Source organism: Kineococcus vitellinus (genome assembly GCF_009906315.1).
Lineage (GTDB): Bacteria > Actinomycetota > Actinomycetes > Actinomycetales > Kineococcaceae > Kineococcus > Kineococcus vitellinus.
On sequence record NZ_JAAALL010000588.1, the window covers coordinates 1 to 948 of the forward strand.

The window sequence follows — 948 nt, forward strand, 5'->3', positions numbered from 1 at the left end:
GGGGATCTGATGAGCGTGCCGGCCGGGCAGGTGAGCGGGGCGGCGTGGCCCGCTCTGCGGGTGGAGGACTGGACACCCACCCGCGACACCCTGCACATGTGGCTGCAGATCGTCGGCAAGGTCCGGCTGCTGCACGCCCCGCTGCTCAACCACTGGTGGCAGAGCACCCTCTACGTGAGCCCACGGGGCCTGAGCACCTCCGCGATCCCGCACGGCGACGGGGTCTTCGACATCGAGTTCGACTTCGTCGAGCACCAGCTCATCGCGCGCTCCAGCAGCGGTCGCACCCGCACGGTGGCCCTGGAGGCCAAAGCCACCGCGCTCTTCTACGAGCAGGTCGTGGCGGCGCTGGGCGAGCTCGGGGTGCGCGCCGGCATCCGGGCCGTCCCCAACGAGGTGGAGCCGGCCATCCCCTTCGCCCAGGACCACGAGCACGCCTGCTACGACCCGCGGGCGGCGAACGCGTTCTGGCGCCAGCTGCTGCAGGCCGAGCGCGTGATGGGCCGCTTCCGGGCGCACTTCGTCGGCAAGGTCAGCCCCGTGCACTTCTTCTGGGGGGCCATGGACCTGGCCTGCACCCGCTTCTCCGGGCGCGGGGCCCCGACCCACCCCGGCGGGGCGCCCAACTGCGGGGACTGGGTGATGGCGGAGGGTTACTCCCGGGAGCTGAGCAGTTGCGGGTTCTGGCCCGGTGGGGGTGAGGAGGGCGCCTTCTACGCCTACGCCTACCCCGAGCCGGACGGTTTCGCCGGCCACCCGGTGCAGCCGGAGGGTGCCGCTTACAGCAGCGGGAACCGGCAGTTCCTGCTGCCCTACGAGGTCGTGCGCCGCGCCGGCGACCCGGACCGCGCGCTGATGGACTTCCTGCAGAGCACGTACGCGGCCGCCGCCGAGCACGGGCGGTGGGACCGCGCTGCGCTGGAGGACGACCCGGCGCGCTGGGACCAC

Annotated in this window: 1 protein-coding gene; it reads left to right on the top strand. The window is 73.0% G+C overall.

Annotated features, from left to right (window positions below; translation table 11 throughout):
* Positions 1 to 9: 9 nt before the first annotated feature.
* Positions 10 to 948: DUF5996 family protein (locus tag GTQ99_RS23585; protein ID WP_166618065.1), on the top strand; the 939-nt coding region annotated here is incomplete at its 3' end.